Genomic DNA, 7459 nt, shown 5'->3' on the forward strand with positions numbered 1-7459 from the left:
GCTCCAGATCACCCTTGGAGATCGAGACTGATTCAACCAAAACCAGTCGTACTGACAAAATCACTGAGCAGTAAGACTGACAAAGTCATTGAGCATTGACACGAAGGGACCCCGCCGCCTGTCTGCGGCTTGGGCTCCACCTTCTTCGCCCTCTTTTCCAGGGCGGAACGGGGCATCAAAACACGGCGGCGGCAGGTAGAGCAAACGAGGCCGATATCGGCCCCGAGCCGCACCACCTCCCAGCGGTATCCGCCGCACGGGTGCACCTTGCGCATGGTGACCGTGTCGCCTATGGCGACCTGCATCACCATCCCTTACCAGCCTCCGCCAGGATGTCGTTTATCTCGTTCCTGAGCTTCTCCGCGGCCGCGGCGGCGGCGGCCTGGAAGGTGACCCGGTCCCTGGAAGCGTAGCTCACGCTACGCGACGCGCTGATGACAAGGTTGCGGCCGGCGGAGTCCACGCCCGCCAGAACGGTCGCCCTGAGCTCGCCGGCCTGTGCGCCAACGCCGGGGGCCAGGATGGGAGCGCGAGGGCTGGCGGCGCGTACGACTCGGAGCTCGTCGGGGTAGGTCGCGCCCACCACGAGCCCCACCGTGGCCCTGCTCTTCCATTCCACAGAGCGAAGCGCCATGTTCTCAAACAGCTTTGACACGCCGTCCGGGCCCTTGACCTCAAGGTCCTGGAACTCGGCGGCTCCGGCGTTGGATGAGCGGCACCAGACGAACACTCCCCTCCCCTCGTATTTGAGGAACGGTTCAAGTCCCTCTCCCCCACCCCACGCGTTGACTGTGGCGGCATCGAAGCCCCACGTATCGAACATCGCCTTTGCGTACTGCGCGCTCGTGGAGCCTATGTCGCCGCGCTTTCCGTCGCCGATCACTACTGCGCCGGGAGCAACGGCCCGTATGTGCTCTATGGTCTTTTCCAGCGCGGCGATGCCCTTGCTTCCGCCGACCTCGTAAAAGGCGAGGTTTGGCTTGTATGCGCAGGCGATGCCCTTTGTGGCGTCAACGATGCACCTGTTGAACTCCACTACATCAGGCACGGCCATGAGCGCCGGGTCGGGGTCAAGGCCCACGCAGAGCAGAGAGCGGTTGGCGGAGGATGCGCGAAGGAGCTTGTCGGCGAACGACTGCACGGCGACACCTCGGGAAGCGAATGCGAATCATCTTCAAAGTTAACACATTCGCGCGCGCGCCGTACTTTTTGTGCTGCTGCCTTCTATGGGCTATTCTTAATTCCCTATGAGCAAGCAACGAAAATCTGAAACAGTGCTGTCGCAGCGGCCGGACCACGCGACCCTGCTGAGGAAGGTTTACGACCGCCTGTTCGCCGACTACGGCCCGCAGCACTGGTGGCCGGCGAAGACAAAGTTCGAGGTGATCGTCGGCGCGGTGCTGACCCAGAATACCGCGTGGACAAACGTTGTGAAGGCAATCGCCAACCTGGAGGCGGCGGGACTGATGTCGCCGGCGGCAATTCGCGCGGCGGACCAGCAGGAGCTTGCCCGGCTGATATTTTCCTCCGGCTACTACAACATGAAGGCGCGCAAGCTGAAGGCAATCACGGAGTACATCGGCGCGCGCTTCAACGATGATATCGATGCGATGTCCCAGGTTGACCTGCCCACCCTGCGGCGGGAACTCCTGGCGGTGCACGGCATAGGCGAGGAGACGGCGGACGACATCCTGGTGTACGCCGCGGGCAAGCCGTCGTTCGTCATAGATACGTACACCAGGCGGCTACTGCACAGGCTGGGAATAGCGCCGGAGCAGGGCCCGTATGACCTCTACCAGGGTATCTTCCACGAGGCGGTAGCCGAGGACACGACACTTTTCGGCGAGTACCACGGGCTGATCGTCAGGCACGCGAAGGTCTCTTGCCGCAAGGAGCCTGTATGCGAAGGGTGCGTACTCGCGGACATCTGCGCGAGGCCGAAAGCTTCAGGAGCGCGAAGGCCGGGCTAACGGCTTTCGAAAAAGCATTAACCCGGCCTTCGGAAAAAACTCCTCGCCCCTAAGAGACAGAAGCCCCGGACTTCGCGGGGTTTCCGCACTCGTGCAGGTACGCCAGTATTTCCTTATAGGACTGCATAGCGCTCGTCTCGTAGAAGGGAATCTCGCGCTCGGCGCAGAACTGCTTTATGACCGACTGCGCGCGCCCCAGGTTCTTCCGCGGCATCGTGGGGAACAGGTGGTGCTCAATCTGGTAGTTGAGGCCGCCGAACCAAAAGTCATTGAAGAGCCCCGGCTTGACGTTGCGGGTCGTGAGCACCTGCAGGCGGAGAAAGCCAAGCTTGTTCCCCTTCTCCGGCATCAGCATGCCTTTGTGGTTGGGTGCGAATACCGACCCCATGTACACGCCGAACACCGCCTGGTGGACCGCAATGAAGAGCAGCCCTGCGACGGGACCTAGCAGGAAGAAAACGACTGCCAGGTATGTGACGCCGTAGGCCACCATGAGCGCTGGCTCTAGCGCCGAATACCTGGACTTGCCGCCGCGGAGGGTGAACTGGATGCCAGCCAGCCGGATGCCCAGCCCTTCAAGCATCAAGAGCGGAAAGAAGTAAAAAGCCTGGAAACGCACAATCCTTTTTAGAAAGAGCGGCTTCTTCTCATACTGGCTATGTGAAAAGGCCAGCACGGGGATAGCAATGTGGGGGTCTTCCTCGTCGTCGTTCGGGTTGCTGTGGTGGATATTGTGCTGGTCCACCCACCAGCCGCGATGGATGCCGATAAGGAAGTTGATGACCAGGCCTATGACTTCGTTTCGCGTGCCGTTTTCCGATATCTGCCGGTGGCCGGCATCGTGGCCGAGGTAGCCGAACTGGGTGAACACAAGCCCCAGAAAGACGGCATTCAGCAAGTGTATCCACACGCTGTCGGCCAGGACCATGACGGCGATGCCGGTGCCGAGCATGGCGAGGGTGGATGTGATCTTGAAAACATAGTACAGGGGCCGCTTGTCCATGAGGCCCTGCGCCTTGATGATCTTCTTCAGCTCAGCGTATTCGCTTGAGGCAGACGCTGGGGCGTTGGCGGCCTTCCGAAGCGCCTCGCCGATATTCTTTGAGTTGTACCTGGGCACGGCCACAGAAGTGGAAGCCGGCGTCACGACTGCGGTGGCCTCAACTGTCGCCGTGGATTCTACAACCTGTTTGGCTGACCTCCCGGAGTCCCGATTCGGCTTTGTAATCAACGGTTTGGGTAGCGGCTGGTTCTTTTCGATTGGACGACTCCGAATTCAAGTTGGTGTCTAACGTGAGGGTGACAACGAGGGCCACACAAGGCACACCGGTTTACTCTAACACAAGGCGCTTTCTCTAGGCATGTACCTGTGAGGGGATTTTCGGTTGATGTCCGGAATTCGCGTAGGGAGGTACAACACCCTGCTCGTTCCGAGGTGACTAGACAGTCTGACCCATCATTGCACCGTCATACCCGCCCAGGGACTCCACCTTGCGGCGAAACGAGGGGGCACGAATGGCCTGGAGCAGGGCCATGACAGGGGCAGACTCCGCGAACCTGTTCGGGGCTACGAGATCGTACCGCTCCTCAGTGATAGGCACAAAGCCAAGGCCGTACGCCGCCGCGGCAGCCTCTATCCCGATTGCGCAGTCCGCCAGGCCGGCCTGCACGGCCTCCGCCACCGCCAGGTGGCCGTTGAGCCACCGGTCAGCGCCATCGACTGCCTCAGACGCCATCCCGGCCTTAGTGACCAGGCGGTCGAATAACGCCCGCGTACCGGACCCCGGCTGGCGGTTGACGAAGCGGACTCCCGGCCGCCCGAGGTCCTCGATGCGCGAGATCCCCAGTGGGTTGGACGGGCCGACAATGAACCCCTGTCGCCAGGCCGCATATCCGACTATTGTGCACGGGAACGGCACTATTTTGCGGACGACTATTGAGACGTCGCGCCCGGTCTCGCCGCCGAGGTGACAGCCTGCGATATGGACCTCGCCTGCGGCGAGCATACCCAGCGAGGCGCTGCTCCCAGTCTCCATCCAGTCCAGCCGAACGCCGCGCTCACGCAGTGGGTCACCAGCTATAGCGAGCGACGGATCGCATCCTGCCACTACAACGTACGGCGATTTGACCTGGGGCTCTTCCAGACGCACATCCACCGTCCCGGATGCGCTCGAAGAGCCGACGACCACGCCCGACGGAGCGACGAATGAGCGGATAACTGCCGCCTCACCCGCGAACGGCCGGGCCAGCACGCGGCCTCCAACCTGCGCCATACGCACACGGGCGCCGGGCGACATCTTTCCCGCAGGGAGCGCCTCGGCGCAGACAATCAAAGGAGAATCTTCTTCCAGCTCGAACAGGGCTTCGACGGGCCTCCCGAGCGCGCGGGCCAGCCGCAGCGAGACTTCTGTTGAAGGGACCGACTTGCCGCCCTCCACGGCCAGGTACGCCTGGCGGCTCACCCCCACTGTACGGGCGAGTTCTTCTTGCGTAAGACCCGCGCTTCGCCTGGCTTCTCTGAGCTTGCTCTTGACCCTGTGCATTGTGCAAGTGTATAGTCCACATGTCGTTTTGACAAGTCTGACTTACTTAAAGAGGCCGGCATACTTTCCCAATGGCGAATTCCAATTCTCCTGTGCGCCGTGGCGCCTTGCTGCATCGCAACGTCCTCTTGTTCAAAGACGCCTGATGAGGAAGGCGCCACCGGCACACTTGTGGTGTTCGCGGCTTCATCGCTCACGGACGCGATGAACGAGGCCGCTGCGGAGTTCCGAAAGGCCAACCCCGGCATTGCCGTTACATTCAGCTTTGCGTCAAGCTCCGCTCTGCGGACGCAAATTGCCGAAGGCGCGAAAGCAGACGTCTTTGCCTCTGCAGACGAGTCAAATATGGCGCAGGCAGCAAGCGCCGGGGTAATTGACGGGACGCCGACTATCTTCGCAAGGAATTCACTGGCGCTCGTCGTTCCGTCCTCCAATGCGAAGGTCGCCTCAATGAACGACCTCGTGAAGGCGGACATCAAGCTCGTGCTGGCCGCTACGGGCGTGCCGGTCCGCACCTACACAGAGCAGGTGCTGGCGAAAGCCGCCGGCGACCCGAAGTACGGACCCGAATACCCTGCAAAGGTTAAGGCCAACCTGGCAAGCGAAGCTCAGAATGTAAGACAGGCCGTAACGCAGGTGAAGCTTGGCCAGGCTGATGTGACCGTGGCATATATCACCGACGTTGCCGGGACGAACGGCCGGGGCGTCCGGGCGATACCAGTTCCGGAGCAGTACAATGTCGTGGCCGCCTACCCTATCGCACCGGTCAAGGGCTCTACCAATAGCGCCGCGGCCCGGGCGTTCATTGCGTTCCTGACATCCCCAAAAGGACAGACCGTGCTCCAAAAGTATGGGTTCGCGTCTCCATAGATGGCATTCCAGTCACGCAGCCGAAAGGTCTCGGAATTGCGGTGGGCCGCCCTCGGCGGCCTTCCCGTGGTCCTGTTCCTGCTGTTCGTCGGTTTACCGCTCGCGGCAATACTGGCCAGGGGGGCCGGCGAGCCGGGATTCATCTCTCGACTCACGGACGCAAGCGTCCTGCAGCCTCTGCGTATCACCTTCGCAACCAGCCTTATTACCCTCGCCGTGATTTGCGTTGCATGCACCCCCGTTTCGTACGTCCTGGCGAGAAAGAGGTTCCCCGGTCGCGACATCGTGGACAGCCTGGTGGAGCTTCCGACGGTACTGCCGCCCGTTGTGGCGGGCCTTGGGATGCTGATGGCTTTCGGACAAAGGTCCGAGATCGGGCAGGCGCTGGAGGCGATCGGCATATCGCTGCCGTTCAGCATGACGGCGGTTGTCTTCGCGCAGATATTTGTGAGCGCGCCGTTCTTCATTCGCGCAGCCAAGATAGGCTTTGAGTCGGTTGACCGGAGCCTGGAAGAGACGGCACTGACTCTTGGGGCGCCTCCCCTGCAGGTCTTCTTCCGAATCACGCTCCCACTCGCCTCCCGGTCCATGATCGGCGGCGCGGTGCTATCCTGGACGAGGGCCATCGGGGAGTTCGGCGCCACGCTGATGTTCGCGGGAAGCCTGGCCGGGCGGACGCAGACTATGCCGCTTGCTATAATGGCGGCCTTCGAGCACGACCTGGGGGCAACGCTGGCGCTGGCAACAGTGCTCATGGCCATATCTCTCGCAGTCCTCGTAGTGACGCGCCTGCTGCTGCGCAGATGGAGCGTGCTCACATGATCGAGGGCCACGTTTTGCACAGGCAGGGCCCTTTCACGCTGGACGTAGCCTTCTCGATGGGTAACGGCCGGTCACTCGGCATATTCGGGCCATCCGGCTCCGGCAAGACCACGACGCTCAGGGCCATTGCCGGCCTCGTCCGGCCCGCCGGCGGCCGCATCACCATCGGCGGCGAAACGGTCTTCGATGCTGAAAGCGGCGCCTGGACGCCGCCGCACAAGAGGCGGGTGGGATATATGCCACAACAATACGCCCTGTTCCCCCACCTGACAGTACGCAAGAACATCGCCTTCGGGCTTCAAGGATGGGCCACGGAGGAGGCAGACCGCAGAATACTGGAGCTTGCAGCGCTGTTTCATATTGACGATTTGATGGATAGGAGACCTTCGAGCCTCTCATCTGGACAGCAGCAGAGGGTAGCGCTGGCGAGTGCCCTCGCGCCGCGCCCGCGAGTTCTGGTCCTTGACGAGCCGTTCTCGGCTCTCGACCAGGGACTTCGACACGAGCTACGACGCGAGATCAAGACAGTGCAGGATAGGGCCAGCGTGCCGATGGTTATCGTTTCGCACGACTGGGCGGACATGGTCGCCCTTTGCGACCGGATGGTCACAATCGAACGCGGTCGGGTTACCTCCGAGGGCACTCCAACAGAAATCCTCAAGCGGCCTGCGGCCGGCATACTACCCTGGCCCACCTCCATCGACAACGTATTTGAGGGGTTTGTAACCCTACCGGACAAATTCGCGGGGGTAACTGCTTGCACAATCGGCGGCGAGCTGGTTATAGAGGCGCCCTATTTCGAGGCTCGCCAGGGCGATCCGGTCAGGATCGGCATTCGCGCCGGAGATATCCTGCTCGCAATCGAGCGCCCGCGCTCAATTTCGGCGCGCAACATCATACCTGGACGCGTGGTCTCCACCCGCGCAGGCGACTTTGAGACAGAGGTAATAGTGGAGGCCATTTCCGGGATAACCGCATCCGCCCAGGCAACCTTCCGCGTGGAGATAACGCCCAGGGCCGTCGCGAGCCTGGGCATTGCGCCCGGCCTGCACGTATGGCTGATAATAAAGACCAACTCATGTTTTGTCCTGGCCTAGCCGGTGACCTATTGACTTGGGGTAACGTAACCTGTCAATGCTCAATGACTTTGTCAGTCTTACTGCTCAGTGATTTTGTCAGTACGACTGGTTTTGGTTGAATCAGTCTCGATCTCCAAGGGTGATCTGGAGCCGGCTTTCGATCCTTGGGCGAGGA

At 61.4% G+C, this 7459-nt stretch carries 8 protein-coding genes; 4 read left to right on the forward strand and 4 right to left on the reverse strand.

Annotated elements, in window-relative coordinates:
- Nucleotides 1–32 precede the first annotated feature (32 nt).
- Both FJ319_13960 and pyrF read right to left on the reverse strand, forming a co-directional pair.
- A complete protein-coding gene (locus FJ319_13960) occupies nt 33–305 on the reverse strand; it encodes a DUF951 domain-containing protein (protein MBM3935373.1) in 273 nt (90 codons plus the stop codon).
- Nucleotides 305–1141, reverse strand: a complete 837-nt coding sequence (gene pyrF / locus FJ319_13965) for an orotidine-5'-phosphate decarboxylase (GenBank protein MBM3935374.1) — start codon at nt 1139–1141, stop codon at nt 305–307. Before pyrF ends, FJ319_13960 begins: the two co-directional genes overlap by 1 nt.
- Before the next feature lie 106 nt (nt 1142–1247).
- Between pyrF and FJ319_13970 the strand changes: the two genes are divergently transcribed.
- Nucleotides 1248–1970, forward strand: a complete 723-nt coding sequence (locus FJ319_13970; protein MBM3935375.1) for an endonuclease — start codon at nt 1248–1250, stop codon at nt 1968–1970.
- Between the two features lie 49 nt (nt 1971–2019).
- Here the strand turns inward: FJ319_13970 and FJ319_13975 are convergent, their stop codons facing one another.
- Both FJ319_13975 and FJ319_13980 read right to left on the reverse strand, forming a co-directional pair.
- Nucleotides 2020–3090, reverse strand: coding sequence for an acyl-CoA desaturase (locus FJ319_13975; GenBank protein MBM3935376.1), 1071 nt, complete (start codon nt 3088–3090; stop codon nt 2020–2022).
- A gap of 319 nt (nt 3091–3409) precedes the next feature.
- Entirely contained in the window at nt 3410–4513 is a 1104-nt protein-coding gene (locus FJ319_13980) for a helix-turn-helix domain-containing protein (GenBank protein MBM3935377.1), read from the reverse strand.
- A 174-nt stretch (nt 4514–4687) separates the two neighbouring features.
- Here FJ319_13980 and modA point away from each other — a divergent pair, with 174 nt between their 5' ends.
- Genes modA through FJ319_13995 form a run of 3 tightly spaced genes read left to right on the forward strand, consistent with a single transcriptional unit; the run spans nt 4688 to nt 7302 of the window.
- The gene (gene modA, locus FJ319_13985) at nt 4688–5383 is read left to right on the forward strand and encodes a molybdate ABC transporter substrate-binding protein (protein ID MBM3935378.1); all 696 of its coding nucleotides are present in this window, start codon (nt 4688–4690) and stop codon (nt 5381–5383) included.
- Nucleotides 5384–6205, forward strand: a complete 822-nt coding sequence (gene modB, locus FJ319_13990; GenBank protein ID MBM3935379.1) for a molybdate ABC transporter permease subunit — start codon at nt 5384–5386, stop codon at nt 6203–6205. It begins immediately after the preceding gene.
- Entirely contained in the window at nt 6187–7302 is a 1116-nt protein-coding gene (locus FJ319_13995) for an ABC transporter ATP-binding protein (GenBank protein ID MBM3935380.1), read from the forward strand. Before modB ends, FJ319_13995 begins: the two co-directional genes overlap by 19 nt.
- The last annotated feature ends 157 nt before the right edge of the window (nt 7303–7459 follow it).

Source organism: SAR202 cluster bacterium, assembly GCA_016872355.1.
Taxonomy (GTDB): Bacteria; Chloroflexota; Dehalococcoidia; order Lucifugimonadales; family VGZY01; genus VGZY01.

Coding starts and splice junctions, on each gene's coding strand:
- FJ319_13980 (MBM3935377.1), bottom strand. CDS start 4,513: ATGCACAGGGTCAAGAGCAAGCTCAGAGAAGCCAGGCGAAGCGCGGGT.
- FJ319_13960 (MBM3935373.1), bottom strand. CDS start 305: ATGCAGGTCGCCATAGGCGACACGGTCACCATGCGCAAGGTGCACCCG.
- modB (MBM3935379.1), top strand. CDS start 5,384: ATGGCATTCCAGTCACGCAGCCGAAAGGTCTCGGAATTGCGGTGGGCC.
- FJ319_13970 (MBM3935375.1), top strand. CDS start 1,248: ATGAGCAAGCAACGAAAATCTGAAACAGTGCTGTCGCAGCGGCCGGAC.
- FJ319_13995 (MBM3935380.1), top strand. CDS start 6,187: ATGGAGCGTGCTCACATGATCGAGGGCCACGTTTTGCACAGGCAGGGC.